18 protein-coding genes are annotated in these 20,129 nt (G+C 59.2%); 15 read left to right on the forward strand and 3 right to left on the reverse strand.

Features of this window, described 5'->3' with window-relative positions; genetic code table 11:
• Nucleotides 1-134 precede the first annotated feature (134 nt).
• The 11 genes from bamA to FY152_05325 all read left to right on the forward strand — a co-directional run bounded on the left by bamA (nucleotide 135) and on the right by FY152_05325 (nucleotide 10,704).
• Entirely contained in the window at nucleotides 135-2,459 is a 2,325-nt protein-coding gene (bamA, locus tag FY152_05275; protein ID UXS31534.1) for an outer membrane protein assembly factor BamA, read from the forward strand.
• A 49-nt stretch (nucleotides 2,460-2,508) separates the two neighbouring features.
• Complete coding sequence (gene lpxD / locus FY152_05280) at nucleotides 2,509-3,576, forward strand: UDP-3-O-(3-hydroxymyristoyl)glucosamine N-acyltransferase (GenBank protein UXS31535.1); 1,068 nt, start codon at nucleotides 2,509-2,511, stop codon at nucleotides 3,574-3,576.
• Nucleotides 3,569-4,036, forward strand: coding sequence for a 3-hydroxyacyl-ACP dehydratase FabZ (gene fabZ / locus FY152_05285; protein UXS31536.1), 468 nt, complete (start codon nucleotides 3,569-3,571; stop codon nucleotides 4,034-4,036). Before lpxD ends, fabZ begins: the two co-directional genes overlap by 8 nt.
• A complete protein-coding gene (gene lpxA / locus FY152_05290; GenBank protein ID UXS31537.1) occupies nucleotides 4,033-4,848 on the forward strand; it encodes an acyl-ACP--UDP-N-acetylglucosamine O-acyltransferase in 816 nt (271 codons plus the stop codon). The genes fabZ and lpxA overlap by 4 nt, the downstream gene beginning before the upstream one ends.
• Before the next feature lie 3 nt (nucleotides 4,849-4,851).
• Nucleotides 4,852-5,733: an LpxI family protein gene (locus FY152_05295; GenBank protein ID UXS31538.1), complete on the forward strand. Its 882-nt coding sequence runs from the start codon at nucleotides 4,852-4,854 to the stop codon at nucleotides 5,731-5,733.
• Entirely contained in the window at nucleotides 5,730-6,914 is a 1,185-nt protein-coding gene (gene lpxB / locus FY152_05300) for a lipid-A-disaccharide synthase (protein UXS31539.1), read from the forward strand. The genes FY152_05295 and lpxB overlap by 4 nt, the downstream gene beginning before the upstream one ends.
• Nucleotides 6,915-7,079: 165 nt before the next feature.
• Nucleotides 7,080-7,790 carry a GntR family transcriptional regulator gene (locus FY152_05305; protein UXS31540.1) on the forward strand — a complete coding sequence of 237 codons (711 nt, stop codon included), beginning with the start codon at nucleotides 7,080-7,082 and terminating at the stop codon, nucleotides 7,788-7,790.
• 6 nt (nucleotides 7,791-7,796) lie between these two features.
• Nucleotides 7,797-8,582: a transporter substrate-binding domain-containing protein gene (locus FY152_05310; protein UXS31541.1), complete on the forward strand. Its 786-nt coding sequence runs from the start codon at nucleotides 7,797-7,799 to the stop codon at nucleotides 8,580-8,582.
• A gap of 82 nt (nucleotides 8,583-8,664) precedes the next feature.
• A complete protein-coding gene (locus tag FY152_05315; protein ID UXS31542.1) occupies nucleotides 8,665-9,336 on the forward strand; it encodes an amino acid ABC transporter permease in 672 nt (223 codons plus the stop codon).
• Nucleotides 9,333-9,992, forward strand: a complete 660-nt coding sequence (locus FY152_05320) for an amino acid ABC transporter permease (GenBank protein UXS31543.1) — start codon at nucleotides 9,333-9,335, stop codon at nucleotides 9,990-9,992. Before FY152_05315 ends, FY152_05320 begins: the two co-directional genes overlap by 4 nt.
• On the forward strand, nucleotides 9,970-10,704 hold the full coding sequence (locus tag FY152_05325) for an amino acid ABC transporter ATP-binding protein (protein ID UXS31544.1): 735 nt from the start codon (nucleotides 9,970-9,972) through the stop codon (nucleotides 10,702-10,704). Before FY152_05320 ends, FY152_05325 begins: the two co-directional genes overlap by 23 nt.
• Before the next feature lie 76 nt (nucleotides 10,705-10,780).
• On the opposite strand, the gene gltA is transcribed toward FY152_05325, so the two are convergent.
• Complete coding sequence (gltA, locus tag FY152_05330; GenBank protein UXS31545.1) at nucleotides 10,781-12,070, reverse strand: citrate (Si)-synthase; 1,290 nt, start codon at nucleotides 12,068-12,070, stop codon at nucleotides 10,781-10,783.
• A 306-nt stretch (nucleotides 12,071-12,376) separates the two neighbouring features.
• Between gltA and FY152_05335 the strand changes: the two genes are divergently transcribed.
• The gene (locus FY152_05335) at nucleotides 12,377-14,809 is read left to right on the forward strand and encodes a ComEC/Rec2 family competence protein (protein ID UXS33211.1); all 2,433 of its coding nucleotides are present in this window, start codon (nucleotides 12,377-12,379) and stop codon (nucleotides 14,807-14,809) included.
• Between the two features lie 17 nt (nucleotides 14,810-14,826).
• Here FY152_05335 and FY152_05340 read toward each other — a convergent pair whose 3' ends face one another.
• On the reverse strand, nucleotides 14,827-15,504 hold the full coding sequence (locus tag FY152_05340; protein UXS31546.1) for a glutathione S-transferase family protein: 678 nt from the start codon (nucleotides 15,502-15,504) through the stop codon (nucleotides 14,827-14,829).
• A gap of 438 nt (nucleotides 15,505-15,942) precedes the next feature.
• The gene (lexA, locus tag FY152_05345; GenBank protein UXS31547.1) at nucleotides 15,943-16,665 is read right to left on the reverse strand and encodes a transcriptional repressor LexA; all 723 of its coding nucleotides are present in this window, start codon (nucleotides 16,663-16,665) and stop codon (nucleotides 15,943-15,945) included.
• A gap of 210 nt (nucleotides 16,666-16,875) precedes the next feature.
• Here lexA and FY152_05350 point away from each other — a divergent pair, with 210 nt between their 5' ends.
• The 3 genes from FY152_05350 to eno all read left to right on the forward strand — a co-directional run bounded on the left by FY152_05350 (nucleotide 16,876) and on the right by eno (nucleotide 20,020).
• Entirely contained in the window at nucleotides 16,876-17,760 is an 885-nt protein-coding gene (locus FY152_05350; GenBank protein ID UXS33212.1) for a VOC family protein, read from the forward strand.
• The gene (gene kdsA, locus FY152_05355) at nucleotides 17,760-18,605 is read left to right on the forward strand and encodes a 3-deoxy-8-phosphooctulonate synthase (protein UXS31548.1); all 846 of its coding nucleotides are present in this window, start codon (nucleotides 17,760-17,762) and stop codon (nucleotides 18,603-18,605) included. The genes FY152_05350 and kdsA overlap by 1 nt, the downstream gene beginning before the upstream one ends.
• Before the next feature lie 140 nt (nucleotides 18,606-18,745).
• On the forward strand, nucleotides 18,746-20,020 hold the full coding sequence (gene eno / locus FY152_05360; GenBank protein UXS31549.1) for a phosphopyruvate hydratase: 1,275 nt from the start codon (nucleotides 18,746-18,748) through the stop codon (nucleotides 20,018-20,020).
• Nucleotides 20,021-20,129: the final 109 nt, after the last annotated feature.

A 20,129-nucleotide genomic window follows, 5' to 3' on the forward strand; every position in this document is an offset into this window, starting at 1 on the left:
AGCCACTCTGGATCACGAAGTAAACAGAATTTAACGTTCTGACTTGCTTGTAGGGGAAAAGCAGGTAAAACGACGCACATGGCCGGAGTCGGGTTCCGCCCGCTGAGGGACAACGTAAAAAGGTAAGAATTGAAATGAAGGCTGGTTCAAGATTTTTGAACGCTGTGTCGGCGGTTGCGCTGTCTGCTGGTGTTTCTTCGGTTGCGGGCCTTGGCGTGCTTGCCTCTGCTGGTGCGGCAAATGCAGCTGTTATCAGCAAGATCGATGTTCGCGGGGCTGAGAGGTCCGGCGCGGACTCCGTGCGTTCCAACATCACCATTGCGCCGGGTAAGAACTTTTCCAATTCGGACATCGATGAATCGGTAAAACGTCTTTACGCTACCGGTTATTTCTCGAATGTCTCCATGCGCGTTTCCGGCAGCACGCTGGTCGTGACCGTCAATGAAAACCAGCTCGTCAACCAGGTGGTCTTCAACGGCAACCGCAAGATCAAGGACGACAAGCTCGCCGGCATCGTGCAGACCCAGTCGCTCGGTCCGTTCAATCAGGCGATTGTGACCGCCGATATTGCGCGCATCAAGGAAGCTTATGCCGCGATCGGCCGCAGCGACGTTGAAGTCACCACCCAGACAGTGTCTGTCGGTCAGGGTCGCGTGAACATTGCTTTCGTCATTAACGAAGGTGAGCGCACGAAGATCGGTCGCATCGATTTCGTCGGCAACAATGCCTATAGCGATGGCCGTCTGGCTGCCGTCATCAATACCAAGAAGTCCAACATGCTGTCGTTCCTGACGCGTAAGGACGTCTACAACGAGGACAAGCTGCGCGCCGACGAAGAGGCGCTGCGCCAGTTCTATTACAACCGCGGTTATGCCGACTTCCGGGTCGTGTCGTCCGATGCCGTGCTGGACGAGTCCAAGAACGAATACACCATCTCCATCACGGTGGATGAAGGCAAGAAGTACGACTTCGGTAACGTCGCCGTCGAATCGACCGTTCCGGGTGTTGATGGTTCTGAATTGCAGGGCCTCGTTGAAACCCGTCAGGGCGCGAGCTACAGCGCCAAGGAAGTTCAGCAGAGCATGGAAGCGATTTCCAAGCGCGTCGCCGGCGAAGGTTATCCTTTCGCCCGCGTAACGCCGCGCGGCGACCGCGACATGGCCGGCAACACCATCGGCGTGACCTATATCGTCGACCAGGGCGAACGCGCCTATGTCGAGCGTATCGAAATCCGCGGCAATACCCGTACGCGTGACTATGTCATTCGTCGCGAATTCGATATTTCCGAAGGCGATGCTTTCAACCAGACCGTCATAACCGCGGCAAAGCGCCGCCTTGAGGCTCTGGGTTATTTCTCGAAGGTCAACATCTCGACCGCCGGTGGCAGCGCGCCCGACCGCGTCGTGATCGTTGTCGACGTTGAGGATCAGTCGACCGGTTCGTTCGGTATCGGTGCGGGTTACTCTCAGAACGACGGCGTGCTGCTCGAAGCATCCATCGAAGAGAAGAACTTCCTCGGTCGCGGCCAGTACATCCGTCTCGCCGCCGGTGCGGGTGAAGATGATGCGCGCAGCTACACGCTGTCCTTCACCGAGCCTTATTTCCTTGGCTACCGTCTGGCCGCAGGTTTCGACCTGTTCAAGAGCCAGAGCCGCAGCGAAGACTACTATGACTACGACGAGCAGGGCTTCGCGCTGCGTGTGACCGCGCCGATCACCGAAGACCTCTCGACGACGTTCAAGTACACCTATAAGCAGCTGAACTACGACGGCGAGGGCGATTGGGAAAGCGGCAGCAACCTTGCTGAGCCTTATAAGGCTCTGATCCGTGGTGGTGACTGGACACAGTCCATCATCTCGAACACGCTGAACTACAATACGCTCGACGACCGCAACATGCCGCGTGAAGGCTGGCAGGCGGCCCTGACGAACGAATTTGCAGGCCTCGGCGGCGATTCCGAATACTACAAGATCTACGCCAAGGCGCGCTTCTATTACACGCTGTCGGACGAGTACGATGTCATCGGCTCGATCACCGGTCAGGCGGGTCACGTTGTTCCGACGGGCGACAATCTGCTGGTATTCGACCAGTTCAAGTTCGGCGGCCGTCAGGTTCGCGGCTTCAAGAACGATGGTATCGGTCCGCGCATTGGTAACGACTCCATCGGCGGCACGACCTACTTCGCTGCTTCCGCTGAAGTCACGGCCCCGATGCCTGGTGTTCCCGAAGATTTCGGTCTGCGTCTGGCTGGCTTCGTCGATGCCGGTACGCTGTATGGCAACAAGGTCGCCAACAGTGCAGGTGTGAAGGACGACAACTCCATCCGGGCATCCGCCGGTATCGGTGTGATGTGGGCGTCGCCTTTCGGCCCGATCCGTGTCGACTACGCCGTTCCGATCGCCAAGGAAGACTACGACGAGGAACAGCGTTTCCGGTTTGGCATGTCCAACACTTTCTGATATCGGCAGTCCAGAACTGCAACTTTGAACGTTCTGGAGTTTCCGGCTGATGGAATACAACGCCTTTTTTCCGCCCCACGAGGGACTGCGATTGAAAGATATCGCAGACCGTTTTGGGGCGGAACTGTCTGAAGATGCGGCGGGAGAGCGGATCATCAGGTCCGTCGCGCCGGTCTATCGGGCAAAGCCCGACCAGCTCTGCTATATTCTCTCCCGCAAGAACCGCGACGAATTGCTGACTTGCGAGGCAGGCGCCGTCATTTGCGACGTGGCGCTGAAGAATATGCTTCCGCCCCATATACCGGCCCTGATATCGAAAAATCCGCATACGCTTTTTGCGCAGGTGGGTGCCTTGCTGCATCCCGCCGCCATGCGTCCCGCAACGATTGCGCCGATGGAAGGTGAAATTTCCAGTGCCGCGCATGTCGATCCTTCCGCGAAGCTGGAAGCGGGCGTGATCGTCGAGCCGCTCGCGGTCATCGGCGCTGGTGCCCATATCGGTGCTGGCACCCGGATTGGTCCCGGCGTCATCATCGGGCCCGATGTGCAGGTCGGCCGCGATTGCACCATTGCCGGTGGCGCGAGCATCCTTGCTTCTCTCCTTGGCAACAACGTGATTATCCATAACGGCGCCCGCATCGGTCAGGACGGCTTCGGTTATGCGCCCGGTCCGCGCGGCATGCTGAAGATCGTTCAGATCGGCCGGGTCATCATTCAGGACAATGTCGAGATCGGCGCCAACACCACGATTGATCGCGGCACCATGGATGACACGGTTATCGGCGAAGGCACCAAGATCGACAACCAGGTCCAGATCGGCCACAACGTCCGCATCGGCCGCCATTGCGGCATCGTCAGCAAGGTTGGCATTGCGGGCAGCACCCGCATCGGCGACGGTGTGATGATTGGCGGCGCGGCAGGCATCAATGGCCATATCAACATCGGCGACGGCGTGCAGATCGCGGCGATGAGCGGTGTGGTCGCGGACGTGCCGGCAGGCGCGCGCTATGGCGGAACGCCCGCGCGCCCGATGAAATATTTCCTGCGCGACATGGCCGAAATTCTGGCGCGCGCTGAAGGGCGTGATAAAAAAACAGGAGAAAAAAACGATGACTGAAGAAACGAAGACGGCGCTGGGCGCGGCTGACATTCTGGAAGTCATGAAGCTTCTGCCGCATCGTTACCCATTCTTGCTGATCGACAAGATCATCGAGATCGATGGTAACAACTCGGCGATCGGCATCAAGAACGTCACGGTCAACGAACCGCATTTCACCGGCCATTTCCCGGACCGGCCGATCATGCCGGGCGTTCTGATCGTCGAAGCCATGGCCCAGACGGCAGGCGCGATCTGCGCTCGCAGCCAGGGCGAGGGTGGTCACCTGGTTTATTTCATGACGATCGACAATGCGCGTTTCCGCAAGCCCGTGATCCCCGGCGATCGTCTGGAAATCCATGTCGTCAAGCAGCGCCAGCGCGGCAACGTCTTTAAATTCCATTGCGAGGCGAAGGTGGACGGCGCGCTGGTGGCGGAAGCCGATGTTGGCGCCATGATGATCCCCGAGGACCAGCAATGAGCACGATTGCCGCCTCGGCCAGAATTCACCCGACGGCCGTGATCGAAGACGGCGCGGTGATCGGTGAAAACGTCGTCATCGGTGCGCTGAGCTATGTCGGTGCGAAAGTCACGTTGCATGACGATGTCCGGCTGCACAATCACGCCGTTGTTTCCGGCCTGACCGTCATCGGACGTGGCTCGGTTGTCCATCCCATGGCGGTCATCGGCGGTACGCCGCAGGCAATTCGCCATGACGGTTCGGAAACGACGCTCGAGATCGGTGAGCGCTGCGTCATGCGCGAAGGCGTGACGATGAACGCCGGCAGCTCCGATGGCAGCAGCAAGACCATTATCGGTGACGATAATCTCTTCCTCGCCAATTCGCATGTGGCGCATGATTGCCGCCTCGGCAGCCACATCGTCCTGTCCAACAATGTCATGTTGGCGGGCCATGTCACCATTGAGGACCGCGCTATTCTCGGCGGTGGCTGTGCCGTGCACCAGTTCACCCGCATCGGCCGCCAGGCCTTTATCGGCGGGCTTTCGGCTGTCAATTACGATGTCATTCCCTATGGCATGCTGAATGGCAATCCCGGCATCCTCGGCGGGCTCAATGTGGTCGGCATGACACGCGCTGGTATCGACCGTGCGGATATCCACAAGGTCAGGCGTGTCTACAAGGCGATTTTCGAGGCCGAAGGTACGATCCGCGGCAATGCGGCGGCCATCGACCGTAATGACTATCTGGATTGCCCGCAGGCGCTTGAAGTCATTGATTTCATTGGTGCGGATAGCGACCGCGCGATCTCTTCGCCCAACCGGGGCAAGTGAGCCGTGACAGGCGGCGGGCGTCTCGCCATTGTGGCCGGCAGCGGCCAGCTGCCGCTCTATGTGGCGGCCGCCGCGCGCGAGATGGGCGAAAACCCTTTCATTGTGCGGTTGCGCGATGATTCCCGCTTTGACTGGACCGGTTTCGACAATGCCGTGATCAGTGTCGGGGACGTCGCCGGGCTTGGTCGTCTGCTGCGTGAAAATCAGGTGGACCGCGTCGTGTTGTCCGGCGCCGTGGCGCGGCGTCCGGAATGGCGGGAAATCCGCCCCACGCTGGGCATAGTGCTGAAACTGCCATCCATCGTCCGCACCCTGCTTTCCAGCGGGGATGATGCCGTTTTGCAGATGGTCATCAAGGTAATCGGTACGCTCGGCGCGAAGGTGATCGGCGCCCACGAGATCGCACCTGGCCTGCTGGCGACGATCGGTGCTTTCGGTGCACAAAATCCTTCCGAGGATGATCTGCGCGATATACGCAAGGCTGCTCAGGCGGCTCTTGCGCTTGGCTCGCTCGATGTCGGGCAGGGCGCGGTCTCCGTCGGTGGCCGCATCGTCGCACTGGAGGGCGTGGAAGGCACGGACGCCATGCTGGCGCGCGTTGCGGCGTTGCGCACCGAGGGCCGCATCTCGCCCCGCCGCAAGGGTGTGCTGGTGAAGCTCTGCAAGCCACAACAGGATGTCCGTGCAGACCTGCCGACCATCGGCGTCGAAACGGTGGAGAACGCGCAGAAGGCCGGGCTGGCGGGCATCGCAGTCGAGGCGGGACGGGCGCTGGTGCTCGACCGTGACGAGATGTTGAAAGCAGCCGATCAGGCGGGCATATTCGTCTGCGGCATCGATACGTCACTCGGTGAGGACATGCTGGGCGGAGATATGAAGCGATGACGGCAACGTTGAAAGTGGCGGTCATAGCCGGCGAGGTTTCCGGGGATCTTCTGGGTGCAGATCTGATCAGGTCTCTCAAAACCCGGTATGAGGGATCCATCAAGCTGATGGGCGTGGGCGGCGAGGCGCTGGAGTCGCAAGGTCTGGAATCGCTGTTCGATTATTCCGAACTCTCCATCATGGGCTTCACGCAGGTTCTCAAGAAACTGCCGAAACTCATTTCGCGGATCAACCAGACTGCCGAGGCGATCATCGCCGCAAGACCGGATGTTCTGCTGATTATCGACAGTCCGGACTTCACCCATCGCGTTGCGAAAAAAGTCCGCAAACAATTGCCGCATCTTCCGGTCGTCAATTATGTCTGCCCCAGTGTCTGGGCATGGAAGGAATATCGCGCCACCGCGATGTTATCCTATGTCGATCACGTTCTCGCCCTGCTTCCTTTTGAGCCGGAGGCGATGCGGCGTCTCGGCGGCCCACCGACAACCTTTGTCGGCCATCGCCTCAGCGTCGATAAAGATGTGCTTTCCGTGCGGGCGAAGCGGGCGGAACGGTCGCTTCCTGCCCATGGCGAACCGAAAACCATTCTTCTCCTGCCGGGGTCGCGCTCCACCGAAACAACGCGGTTGATGGAGCCGTTTCAGGAGGCCGCAAAAGCTTTTGTGGAACGCAACGCCCCGACCCGGTTTATGCTTCCCACCGTACCGCGCCAGGAAAGCCGCATCCGCGAGTTGGCGGCGGCATGGCCGCAGGACATCAGGCCCGAGATCGGCAGCGATTCTGCTTTCAAGTGGAGTGCCTTTGCTGAGGCTGATGCGGCGATTGCAGCGTCCGGCACCGTCATTCTCGAACTGGCACTTGCCGGCGTACCAACCATATCGGTTTACAAGACCGACTGGATTTTCACGATGCTGAGCAAGCGGGTGAAAACCTGGACCGGGGCGTTGCCGAACCTGATTGCCGACTATGCCGTCGTGCCGGAATATTTCAACGAGGTTGTGCGTGCGGGCTCGATGCTGCGTTGGGCCGAGCGGCTGTCATCCGACACCACCGAGCGGCGGGCGATGCTGGAGGGTTATGCTCTGGTGCAGGAACGTTTACGCACAGATGTGCCTCCGGGCGAAACCGGTGCGCGCATTCTTCTCGATGTCCTGAAGAGCAAAGCTCATCCCTCGGCATAATCATTTCAATTCTTTCTTCCCGACAGGCTGCCGGCCTGCTGCCGATGCGGGCAGGCAAGGGGTCGATTTTACTGCATTTGATCGTTAGGACGGCAAGCCGCTGATAATCAGGCGGTTGGCAGCCCATGAATTTCCGTCTGGCACACCTCTTGCTTTCAATCTTGTATGCAAGATAGCCATACATCCGAAAGCGCCCAGAGCGCGGTAGAAGACGCCATCATCTCCGGCATTCTTTCTGCCCGCATCCGTCCGGGAACCCGCCTCAGCGAGAACCAGCTCGCCAGCCTTTTCAGCGTGTCGCGCACACGCATCCGCGAGGCGATGATGCGGCTGGAGACGCGCGGCATCGTCACCGTCAGCCCGCGCCGTGGCTGGTTCGTGGTGGAGCCTTCCGCCGAAGAATCCATCAAGGTCTATGAAGCGCGGCGCATCATCGAATATGGGCTCTTGCGCAATCTTTCCGGCGTCAGCCCGGAAGGCATCACCATCCTCGCCGATCATCTCGATGAGGAGAAGGCGGCGATTGCCAAAGGCGACCGCCAGCGCCTGACCTGCCTGATGGGCGATTTCCACATCCGCATCGCCGAAATCGCCGGCAACGACATCATCGTCGAAACGCTGCGCGACCTGACGGCCAGAACCATTCTCATTTCTATGCTCTATCAGTCCGATTTCCATGCGCAGCAATCGCATGACGGACATTGCCGCATCTTCGAGGCGATCAAGGCGACCGATTTTCACGCCGCCGCCGAACTCGCCATCCGCCATCTCGACGAAGTCGAAACCGGTCTCGATCTCACCCGCAGGCCGGACCCGCTCTACGAGCTTCGCAACTCCCTTTCATTGCAGCCTCTTTCCCCAAGCCCCAAGGAGTAATTCCCAATGTTTTCCAGACGTTCATTGCTTGCCATTGCCGCGATTTCCGCAACCCTTGGTTTTTCGCCCGTAGCCTTTGCCGATGCGCTCGGTGATATCACCTCCCGCGGCACGATCCGCGTTGCCGTCCCGCAGGATTTCCCGCCCTTTGGCAGCGTCGGCACGGATATGGCGCCGCAGGGCTATGATATCGACGTCGCCAATCTGATCGGCGAGAAGCTGGGCGTGAAGGTCGAACTCGTACCGGTGACCAGCGCCAACCGCGTTCCCTATCTGCAGACCAACAAGGTCGATCTCGTCATTTCGAGCCTCGGCAAGAACCCGGACCGTGAAAAGGTCATCGACTTCTCCACCGCCTATGCACCCTTCTTCAACGGCGTGTTCGCTCCGGATTCGGTTGCTATCACCAAGACGGAAGATTTGTCCGGCAAGACCATCGGTGTCACCCGTGGCGCGGTCGAGGATCTGGAGCTGACGAAGGTGGCGCCTGCCGATACGACCATCAAGCGTTATGAGGACAATAACGGCACGATCTCCGCCTTCCTCGCCGGCCAGGTTGAGGCCGTGGCCACGGGCAATGTCGTGGCCGCCGCCATTCTCGCTAAGAACCCGCCAAAGCGCCCCGAGCTGAAGTTCCTGATCAAGAATTCGCCCTGCTATATCGGCCTGAACAAGGAACAGCCGGCGCTGCTTGAAAAGGTCAACGCCATCATCGCCACCGCAAAGACCGATGGTTCGCTGAACACGATCGCGCAGAAGTGGCTGAAAACCGACCTGCCCAAGGATCTCTGAGCAACCCGGCAAAATGCATGTGCCGGCCTTGCCTTGAGGCGGGACCGGCGCATGGTTTGTCCTCGCCGAAAGGAAGCATCGGGTGAAATACACATTCGATTTTGGATGGCTTCTCGACTATTATCCGCAGATCGCCAAGGGCATCGCCGTTACGCTGGAATTGATTGCCATCGGCGGCGTTCTCGGCATCGCACTCGGCATTGTCTGCGCCTGGGTGCGTGCGCTCGGGCCCAAATGGCTGCGGCCGCCGGTCGCGACCTATGTGGAGCTCATTCGCAACACGCCATTCCTCATACAATTGTTTTTTATCTTTTTCGGCCTGCCATCGCTTGGCCTGCAATTGTCGGAACTGACCGCCGCCAATATCGCCATGGTGGTCAATCTCGGGGCCTATAGCTGCGAAATCATCCGCGCCGGCATCCAGGCGACGCCGAAGGGGCAGTTTGAGGCAGGGGCAAGCCTTGCCATGACCCGTTTCGAAACCTTCCGGCATGTGGTTCTGGTACCCTCGCTGCAACGCATCTGGCCCGCTCTTTCATCGCAGGTGGTGATCGTCATGCTCGGCTCGTCGGTCGTCTCACAGATCGCCGCCGAGGATTTGACCTTCGCCGCCAATTTCGTCCAGTCGCGCACCTTCCGCGCCTTCGAAGCCTATATGGTCTCCACCGTCATTTATCTCGTGCTGGCCATCCTTCTCCGGCAGGTGCTTGTCATGGGCGGCAACCTCATCTTTCCGCGCAGGAGTGTCCGATGATCGAATTCTCCACCTGGGATATTCTCAGAAACCTGCTGCTCGCCACGCGCTGGACGGTGTTGCTCTCGCTTGTCTCCTTCGTCGGCGGCGGCATGGTGGCGCTGCTTCTGCTGTTCATGCGTATTTCCCGGAAAAAATCGATGCGGGTTTTTGCGCGCTATTATGTCGAGCTTTTTCAGGGCACGCCGCTTTTGATGCAGCTCTTCATCGCCTTTTTCGGCCTCGGCCTGTTCGGCATCGATGTGCCGGCCTGGCTGGCGGCGGGCCTGACGCTGATCCTGTGGGCAGCGGCCTTCCTCACCGAAATCTGGCGCGGCTGCGTGGAATCCGTCGCCAAGGGCCAATGGGAGGCATCGGCGAGCCTTGCCATGGGGCGCCTGCAGCAGATGCGCTATGTCATCCTGCCGCAGGCCATGCGGGTCGCCATTCCGCCGACCGTCGGTTTCTTCGTGCAGGTCATCAAGGGAACGGCCGTGACCTCGATCATCGGTTTCGTGGAACTGTCCAAGGCCGGCACGGTCGTTACCAACGCCACCTTCCAGCCCTTCACCGTTTATGGCCTCGTCGCCCTTATCTATTTCGCGCTGTGCTGGCCTCTGTCGAAGAGCAGCCAGATACTCGAAAGGAAGCTCAATGTCGCTCATCGAAATCACTGAAGTCCGCAAAAGCTATGGCAGCAACGAGGTTCTGAAGGGCATCAACCTCGATGTCGAGCCAGGCGAGGTCATCGCCATCATCGGCAAGAGCGGATCGGGAAAATCGACCTTGCTTCGCTGCATCAACGGGCTGGAGACGATTTCGGCCGGTTCCATATCGGTCGCCGGCGCGCAGCTTCTCGAAGACGATCTGCATCTAAAAGCCCTGCGGCTGAAGGTCGGCATGATCTTCCAGCAGTTCAATCTCTTCCCGCACCAGACCGTCGGCGGCAACGTCATGCTGTCGCAGACCGTGGTGAAAAAGACGCCAAAGCCGGAAGCGGAAGCCGTTGCCCGCAAGATGCTGGAACGGGTCGGGCTGGCGCATAAATTCGATGCCTATCCCGATGAATTGTCCGGCGGCCAGCAACAGCGCGTCGCCATTGCCCGGGCGCTCGCCATGCAGCCAATCGCGCTGCTGTGCGATGAGATCACCTCGGCGCTCGATCCCGAACTGGTGGCGGAAGTGCTGGCTGTGGTGCGGGAACTCGCCGCCGAGGGCATGACGCTCTTGATGGTGACGCATGAAATGAAATTTGCGCGCGACGTCTGCTCCCGCGTCGTCTTCATGCATGAGGGCAGGGTGCATGAAATAGGCCCGCCGGAAGAGGTCTTCTCCAATCCCGCGACACCCGAACTCAAGCAATTCCTGGGCGTTGCTGCACGCCATTGAGGACCGTTCGGATGCCCAACAAAAAAGGCCGGCGGGTGAAAACCTGCCGGCCTTTGATCTTATAGGCTTTCGCGGCTTAGCGCTTGGAAACCGGAACGTAGTCGCGCTTGCCGGCGCCCGTATAGAGCTGGCGCGGACGGCCGATGCGCTGCTGCGGATCTTCGATCATTTCGTTCCACTGTGCGATCCAGCCGACGGTGCGGGCAAGAGCGAAGAGAACGGTGAACATGGTCGTGGGGAAGCCGAGCGCCTTCAGCGTGATGCCGGAATAGAAGTCGACATTCGGGTAAAGCTTCTTTTCGACGAAGTAGGGGTCGGAAAGGGCGATCTTTTCCAGTTCCAGCGCGACCTGCATGATCGGATCGTCCGAGTTGCCGGTGGCTTCCAGCACTTCGTACATCGTCTTCTGCATGATCTTGGCGCGCGGGTCGTAGTTCTTGTAGACGCGGTGGCCAAAGCCCATCAGGCGGAACGGGTCGTTCTTGTCCTTGGCGCGGGCGATATATTCCGGAATACGGTCAACCGTGCCGATTTCGTTGAGCATGTTGAGCGCCGCTTCGTTGGCGCCGCCATGAGCCGGGCCCCAGAGGCAGGCGATGCCAGCCGCGATACAGGCGAACGGGTTCGCGCCCGAAGAACCGGCAAGACGCACCGTGGAGGTGGAGGCGTTCTGCTCGTGATCGGCATGCAGGATGAAGATGCGGTCCATGGCGCGGGCCAGAACCGGATCGACCTTGTAATCCTCGCAGGGCACGGCAAAGCACATGTGCAGGAAGTTCGAGGCGTAGTCGAGGTCGTTCTTCGGGTAAACGAAGGGCTGGCCGATATGGTACTTGTAAGCCATGGCGGCGATCGTCGGCATTTTCGCGATCATGCGCAGCGAAGCGACCATGCGCTGGTGCGGATCGGTAATGTCGGTCGAGTCGTGATAGAAGGCCGAAAGAGCGCCGACCGTGCCGCACATGACGGCCATCGGATGCGCATCGCGGCGATAGCCGGTGAAGAAGCGGCTCATCTGTTCATGCACCATGGTGTGGCGCGTGACGCGGGTGTCGAAATCCTTCTTCTGAGCCGCGGTCGGCAGTTCGCCGTAAAGCAGCAGATAGCAGGTTTCCAGGAAGTCACCCTGTTCGGCGAGCTGCTCGATAGGGAAGCCACGATGCAGGAGAACGCCTTCGTCACCGTCGATATAGGTGATCTTGGATTCGCAGGAGGCCGTCGACGTGAAACCCGGGTCGTAGGTGAAAGAGCCCGTGTGCTTGTACAGCGTGGCGATATCGACGACGCTTGGTCCAATCGTGCCTTCCCTGACCGGGAGTTCGACCTGTTTTTCGCCAAGTGTCACTGTAGCGCTTTTTTCCGTCATACTGATCCTCCGAAAACATGCGGGTGGGGGCGTTGAGACACGCCCCGCGGTTAAGCGTCTACCGATTAGCTATATGATCCTTGCGCCGATGCCAAGCTATCCGAAGGTCAAATTGTGCATTGCGGCAAAAGCAATCCCGTTGCTTTGGGCTTTCGTGGCGATAGCAATTCAATCTCGGTCAACGCACGGTTAAAGGAAAGGATTGCAATCCCTCACGCGTGCCTGCAAATCTGTTTCCGGTGCGGCAAGGGGCGGCGCAAATTGCTTGGTCAAGGGGAAAAACAGCATTTCCGGTATGCCGAAACGTTGCAGGGCGACTTGCCCGGCACGCGGGATATTCTGCTTCCCCTTCGTCGGACGAGCGACATTGCGACATATGGCACGCCCGCCATTATTCCCCGGCAAAATCTCAAAAACTCTGTCACCGGAAAAATTGCCATATGGTTCGCTGAAGAGCGCGCTTTTGGCCATGATTTTCTTTTTATTCCCGTTCTCATCGGCTGCGGCGCAGTTCTGTGGTTTTCTCTCGACGTCTCGCCCTCGTCATCCGTTCTGGCGATCGCATTTTTGCTTGTCGCGGGCCTGGCGCTCCTCGTCAGATATACCCCCGGCTTCATGTCGACGGCTTGCAGCCTTTGCGCTTTTGTTTTGCTCGGCATGCTTCTGGCCGATTTTGAAACCCGGCGGGCCGGAACCGTGGTGCTGGATACGCCCGTCACCACCACCATCACCGGCACGGTTGCGCGTCGGGAGGTCGATGCGCGCGGCTCCTGGCGATATGTGGTTCGGCTGACCGCGACGGAGGCGCCGATTTTGTCTCGTCCGCCACAGATGATTTCCGTGCTATCGCGCGGCAGCGGTGAACCGGCGGCACTGGGCGCCACCATCAGCGGCAAAGTGCGCCTCTCGCCGCCTTCCGGCCCCGCCTTGCCGGGGTTGAACGACTTTGCCTTCGCGTCCTATTTCAAGGGAATAGGCGCCACCGGTTTCTTTTATAAGCCGCCGCAGACGCTTCCATCACCTGCAGGGGACGTCAAGGCCGAGGCGGGCTGGCTCGAATGGGCGGATATGTGGCTTTACGGACTTCGCAGCGCCATTGCGGAACGTATTCGCTCCACCATCGGCGGTGATGCCGGGGCTTTCGCCGCCTCCATCGTCACCGATGAGAGACAGGCAATCTCGGCGGAAACGATGGAGGCGTTGCGGCTCTCCGGCCTTGCCCACATCGTTGCGATATCCGGGCTCAACATGGCGCTGGCGTCAGGCATTTTCTTCGTTGGCCTGAGATTGGCCTTTAGCCTGTTCCCGGGCTTTGCGCAGCGCTGGCCGGTCAAGAAGATCGCGGCCTTTGCAGCACTGCTGATGACACTCGCCTATTACCTCATTTCCGGTTTTGCCGTCTCCGCCGAACGCGCATGGCTGATGATGTCGGTGATGCTGATCGCAGTTCTTTTCGACCAGCCGTCGCTCAGCCTGAGAAATGTCGCCCTTTCCGCTCTGGTCATTCTCGCTTTTTCGCCATCGGAAATCATGGGGCCGAGTTTCCAGATGTCATTTGCGGCCACCATAGCGCTTGTTTCTGCTTATGCTGCCTGGAGCCGCTGGCGGACCGAGCGGGGTCGGTTGCTGGTCGGGCGCAAGCCCGCCTGGATGACGGTGCTGGAAATGGCAGGTGCCGTCATTGGTGGTGTTGTCACGACGTCGCTGATCGGCGGCCTTTCGACGGCGATCTATTCCGCCGAACATTTTCATCGTGTCACCACCTATGGACTTTTCGCCAATCTGGCTGCCATGCCGTTAATGTCGCTGATTGTCATGCCGTTCGGTCTTATCGCGATGCTGCTGATGCCCTTCGGGCTCGATGCGCCTTTCCTGAAGATCATGGGGTATGGCATGGCTCTTGTCATCGAGGTCGCCAATGAGGTGGCGTCATGGGGTGGCAGCGCGGCGACGGGGCGGCCGCATGGGTGGTTTATCGGTCTCGCCACAGCGGGTTTCCTGCTGCTGACTTTGCTGCGCAGCCGGCTTGCCCTTCTCGGCCTGCCGGTCCTGCTTTTCGCCTTCGGCCTGTCAGCCCTGATCCCCCGTTATCCGCCTCATCTCCTGGTGCACGAGGACGGCCAGCTGGTGGCCATGCTGGAGGATGGCAAGGTCTTCACGACAAGAGCGCGGCCGCCGGACTTTGTGTATGGCCAGTGGCAAAGGGCGCTGCTGTTGCCGGAAAAACCCGTGCCGCCAATGGTCGTGGAGCCGGAGGTTAGGGTAAGCACTGCCGGATTGGCGCCGAAAACGAAGCTCCCACCCAAAGAGATGGCGGCGGTGACGAAAGAGATGACGGCGGCGCTGAGGGACGCCAAGGCTGGCGTCTTCAGCTGCAGAAAAGGCATATGGTGCGTGGCCCGCGCCGGCAGCGGCGAGTGGATCATTGTTCTGGAGGACGGCCGATTTGCCGGAACAGCCTGCGACATCGCCGATATTGTCATCGTTTCCCGCCGAACTTCGTTTTCACAGTGCCGCTCCGGCGCGCTGCTTCTCAATCGAGACATATTGCGACGTATCGGTTCGGTGGAAATAGATTTTGCCAATATGGATCAGGCAGGCGTGGTAAAACGGCTGCGCGCCGCAATATCCGGAACGGACAGGCCGTGGAGCGAACATCGCTATTACGACTGGAAAAGCGGCCGTTTCGATCACGAGGTACCGGACGCCGTCAACAGGCTGCTGGCGACGTCAGAGTGAGCCGCCAGCGTGGTTCATCATGCCCTGGCGCGCAGATCTTCGATCACGTCGCCGATCCCGCCAATTTCTTCTTCATGCGCCGTGTCGCGCCATGTTTCCTTCAAACCGGCCTCGTACCATTCACGCATCGCGGGCAGGGCGAGCAGCCTTTCGCAATAGCTCCTGGCCGCGGGTGAAAGATCGGCGCCATAGCTCTGGAAACGGAACGCCACCGGGCAGAAGAAGGCGTCGACCGCCGTGAATTTCCCGCCGGCGAGATATGGTCCGCCGAATTTTGCAAGGCCTTCACTCCACAGCGCATCAATGCGCTTGATATCGGCGGCAAGCCCGGCATCACCACCCTTCGGTTTTGCCCTGATGCCGACAGACATGGGATAGAGATTGCGCAGCGAAGAAAAGCCGGCATGCATTTCACTTGCCGCCGACCGTGACCAGGCCCGTGCCTGCTTGTCGCTCGCCCAGACACCCTGATGTCTTTCAGCAAGATATTCAGCGATCGAAAGCGTTTCCCACACCATGAAGCCGTCATCGACAAGGCACGGCACCTTGCCGGTTGGTGAAAAGGAGGAGAAGGAAATCCCTTCACCGAACGGAATGAGTTTTTCAGTGAAGGCGATACCCAGCGTGCGCATCAATACCCACGGCCGCAACGACCATGAAGAATAGTTCTTATTCGCTATATAAAGATCGTACATGGCGTATCTCCCGGATATGACGCGCATTTTTATACCTGCCGGACGTCCGTGGAATATCGAAAATAATCCATGGCTCCCATAAGCCGTATTGATGAATGATAAGGTAAGGGCATGGACGGCAGCTCCTTGCAAATATCACCACCCGGAGACAGCTGAAAATTCACCACTCGACCGACGGCGCAAATTCAACTTCGCGAGGGTTTGGCAAAAATTCAAGGGCTGAATGCGGCAGGACAGACCTATGCCGTCATACTAGCAAAACTGAAAATCAGCATGAAACTGTAGCCAGTGTCGGAAGGCACCACGCATCGCCCGCGTCAGTCACATACCAGCGTGCGTATCCAAATCATGCCATGCTTCGGGCAGTCTTCACCTCTCATACAGGCGTCATCATCACGACGACGCCTGTTGAAACCGGATGACATCCGGTCCATCGGGTCAATGATAACGGCGGATCAGCCCAACCAGCTTGCCCTGGATTTTCACCCGATCCGGTCCGAAGATGCGGGTCTCATAAGCGGGGTTCGCAGCCTCGAGCGCGATGGAGGCGCCCTTGCGGCGGAAGCGCTTCAGCGTCGCCTCCTCGTCATCCACCAATGCCACAACGATATCGCCCGGATTTGCCGTATTGCCGTTACGGATAATGACGGTGTCGCCGTCAAAAATACCGGCCTCGATCATCGAATCGCCCTTGACCTCAAGCGCGTAATGTTCGCCGGTGCCCAGCATATCCACCGGCACGGCAACGTCGTGGGTGTTGTTCTGGATGGCGGAAATCGGCACACCGGCGGCGATACGGCCCATGACCGGCACGGTAACGGCCCCGCCAAGATCATTGGCAGGTGCCTTGGGGGCAGGGGTCGGTTCCGGCGTCTTCGGCTTGCCAAGGCTGCCTTCGATGACACTCGGCGAAAAGCCGCGCTGCGGCCTCGCACCCGGCGCATAGGCCTCGGGCAACTTAATGACTTCCAGCGCCCGTGCCCTGTTAGGTAGCCGGCGAATGAATCCGCGCTCTTCGAGGGCAGTGATCAGGCGATGAATGCCGGATTTGGAGGCAAGATCGAGTGCGTCCTTCATTTCATCGAAGGAGGGCGGCACGCCGGACTCTTTCATTCTTTCATGAATGAAGAGAAGCAATTCCTGCTGTTTGCGCGTGAGCATGAGGAAAACACCCTTGAGAATCGTAGTGGAGGTCGCGAAACAAATACAGAACGAACACTATATGTTCCATATGTGTTCCGCAATCCCCTAAAATTTCGTGAAGCTGCTATCTGTTGTTTTGATGATTTGCCTCATCGCACGAAATTGTGCTTTTCTTCGCCTCGAACCGGTGCAGCATGGCTTCCTGTCGCGCCGCCAGCAGGAATGACAATGACGAAACCCTATTGCATCGATCATCTCGTCTTGCCCGTGCAGGCTCTTGCCGTTGCGGAAAAGCGCTATGAAGACCTCGGCTTCACGGTTGCGCCGGAGGCTCTTCATCCCTTCGGCACGCAGAACGCATGCGTTTTTTTCACCGATGGGACCTATCTGGAGCGGTTGGCAATTGCTGATCCGGCTAAATATAATGCCTCCGTGAACCGTGGCGATGTGTTCACAGGCAGGGATCAAGCCTTCAGGGAGGGTCATGGCAGGGAGGGATTTTCCGCTCTGGTAGCCCGAACCGAGGATGCCTTTGCTGATCATGAGAGATTTGCGATCTCCGGCCTCTCGGCGGGCGATATCTTTGAATTTTCGCGGCCTGTTCGAATGCCGGACGGTTCGCAAAGCGAGGCGGCATTCCGGCTTGCTTTTGCAGCAGCAAGCGGGACGGCTGTGGATTTCTTTTCGTTCAGCTGTCAGCGGCTTCAGGCGCTGCCGGGCGATCGCACGGCACTGGAGCGCCATGCCAATGGGGTTCTCGGCCTCAGCGAGATCGTTCTGTTTCCAGGAGCCGATCGAAATGCGGCGCGGCTGATCGAAACGGTTTTTCGCTGCAAGGGTGAAACGTCCCCGAATGGTGATATGGTTTTCGCAACCGGCAATGCGCGCATCCGATTGGCGGCAAAGCCGGTTTTTGGCGGGCATGACGTGAATGCCGGAGAGTGGGGCGACGGCGGATTGCGCGGCGCGAGCGTCATCTTTTTGTCACACGATCTTGCCGTGACAGAAGCTGTGCTTGCTGCTAATGGCGTGTCCTGCGCAAAAGCGGGCGGCCGCCTGTTGGTGGCAGCAGCACCCGGTCAGGGCGTAACATTCGCCTTCGAGGAAAAATGATGAGCGTTACGAACAATCTCAAAGTCACCGCCGGCGATGGCGCCGGCAAGGTTTCCTTCTCCAACACAGAGCGTTTTTCGCTGATTGCCGGCCCCTGCCAGATGGAGAGCCGCGAACATGCCTTCATGATCGCCGGTGTCCTGAAGGAGCTTTGCGACAAGCTGGGGATCGGGCTCGTTTATAAGTCGTCCTTCGACAAGGCGAACCGCACCTCGCTTTCCGGCAAACGCGGCATCGGCCTCGAGAGCGCCATGCAGGTCTTCGCCGATCTCAAGAAGGAATTCGGCTTTCCTGTTCTGACCGACATTCACACCGAAGAACAATGCGCCATCGTGTCCGAAGTGGTGGATGTGCTGCAAATCCCGGCCTTTCTCAGCCGCCAGACCGATCTTCTTGTCGCCGCCGCGAAAACCGGCCGCGTCATCAATGTCAAGAAGGGCCAGTTCCTCGCCCCCTGGGACATGAAGAATGTGCTGGCCAAGCTCAACGAGAGCGGCAATCCGAATGTGCTTCTGTGCGAGCGCGGCGCCTCCTTCGGTTACAATACGCTTGTTTCCGACATGCGCTCGCTGCCGATCATGGCTTCGCTCGGCGCGCCTGTTGTCTTTGATGCCACCCATTCGGTTCAGCAGCCGGGTGGGCAGGGCGGCTCCACGGGCGGGCAGCGCGAATTCGTCGAGACTCTGGCGCGGGCGGCGGTTGCTGTCGGTGTCGCCGGCCTCTTCATCGAGACCCATGAGGACCCGGACAATGCACCGTCCGACGGCCCCAACATGGTTCATCTGAAGGACATGCCGAAACTGCTGGAAAAGCTGCTCGCCTTCGACGCGATTACCAAAGCCTGAGGGGCGGGGCGGGCACAGTCTGTGCCAATCGATTTTAATGGCGGGCGGGCCGTTTCTGCCGCCCGTCGTCATTGTAATTTCTTCGCCATCGTCTAAGACAGGCGACGGAAAATATCTGTTCCATTCCCAAGGGAGAGACCATGACTGCCATTACCGATATCATCGCGCGCGAAATCCTCGACAGCCGCGGCAACCCGACCGTTGAAGTCGATGTTTACCTCGAAGACGGCTCCATGGGCCGCGCCGCCGTTCCTTCCGGTGCCTCCACGGGCGCGCATGAGGCGGTTGAGCTGCGCGATGGCGGCAAGCGTTATCTCGGCAAGGGCGTGGAAAAGGCGGTTGAAGCCGTCAATACCGAAATCTTCGACGCCATCGGCGGTTTCGATGCCGAAAACCAGATCCAGATCGACCAGACGATGATCGTGCTTGACGGTACGCCCAACAAGTCGCGCATCGGCGCCAACGCCATCCTCGGCGTATCGCTTGCCGTCGCCAAGGCTGCCGCCGAAGCCTCCGGCCTGCCGCTTTACCGTTATGTCGGTGGCCCGAACGCACATCTTCTGCCGGTTCCGATGATGAACATCATCAATGGCGGCGCGCATGCCGATAACCCCATCGACTTCCAGGAATTCATGATCCTGCCGGTTGGCGCGGAAAACATCCGCGAAGCCGTGCGCATGGGTTCGGAAGTGTTCCATACGCTGAAGAAAGAACTGTCCGCACAGGGCCACAATACCAATGTTGGCGACGAAGGCGGTTTTGCACCGGGTCTCGAAAGCGCGCCGGCAGCACTCGATTTCATCATGAAGTCGATCGAAAAGGCTGGCTACCGTCCGGGCGACGACATGTTCATCGGTCTCGACTGTGCCGCAACCGAATTCTTCAAGAACGGCAACTACGTTTATGAAGGCGAAGGCAAGACCCGTTCGCCGATCGAGCAGGCCGAATATCTGGCCGAACTCGTCGCCAAGTATCCGATCATCTCCGTGGAAGACGGCATGGCTGAAGACGACTGGGACGGCTGGAAGGCTCTGACCGATCTTATTGGCAACAAGTGCCAGCTGGTCGGCGACGATCTTTTCGTCACCAACTCCGCTCGCCTTCGCGATGGTATCAAGATGGGCGTTGCAAACTCCATCCTCGTCAAGGTCAACCAGATCGGCTCGCTTTCCGAGACCCTGGATGCGGTTGAGACCGCACACAAGGCTGGTTACACCGCCGTCATGTCGCACCGTTCGGGCGAGACGGAAGATTCCACCATCGCCGATCTCGCTGTTGCGACGAACTGCGGTCAGATAAAGACCGGCTCGCTTGCCCGTTCCGACCGGCTCGCAAAGTACAACCAGCTGATCCGCATCGAGGAAATGCTGGGTCCGCAGGCCGCTTACGCCGGCCGTTCGATCCTGCGCGGGTAATTCCGGCAGTATTGGTTTGTGATGCGGCCCGCCGCCTCGGCGGGCTCATTCAGGGGCGAGCGGTAGCATCCGCATTCCGTCACCCCGGACTTGATCTGGGGTCCAGTGC

The organism is Agrobacterium tumefaciens, from assembly GCA_025560025.1.
Lineage (GTDB): Bacteria > Pseudomonadota > Alphaproteobacteria > Rhizobiales > Rhizobiaceae > Agrobacterium.